The following is a 364-nucleotide window of genomic DNA, read 5'->3' on the forward strand; positions in this document are numbered from 1 at the left end:
ACCTTTATGGAGATGTACGGGGCGGAGACCTTTGCGGACCTGCAGGTGCTGCAGAAGTGGCAGCAGAATGCGCCTTATAAGAGCTTGGCGGTGCCCATCGGCCTCAGGGGCAAGGAAGACCTGGTCTACCTCAACCTGCATGAGAAGGCCCATGGTCCGCACGGGCTGATTGCCGGGACAACGGGATCAGGTAAGTCAGAGACCATCCAATCCTATATCCTGTCTCTCGCTGTCAACTTCCACCCGCACGATGTGGCCTTTCTGCTCATCGACTACAAGGGTGGGGGAATGGCCAACCTCTTCAAGAACCTGCCCCATCTTCTGGGCACCATTACCAACCTGGACGGGGCCCAATCCATGCGGA

At 57.7% G+C, this 364-nt stretch carries 1 protein-coding gene; it reads left to right on the forward strand.

The window, feature by feature from the left end:
- Positions 1 to 364 (forward strand): FtsK/SpoIIIE domain-containing protein (locus STRDD11_RS13405; protein WP_128837684.1); only part of this gene is annotated, 364 nt, incomplete at both ends.

This window comes from Streptococcus sp. DD11 (genome assembly GCF_001578865.1).
Classification (GTDB): domain Bacteria; phylum Bacillota; class Bacilli; order Lactobacillales; family Streptococcaceae; genus Streptococcus; species Streptococcus panodentis.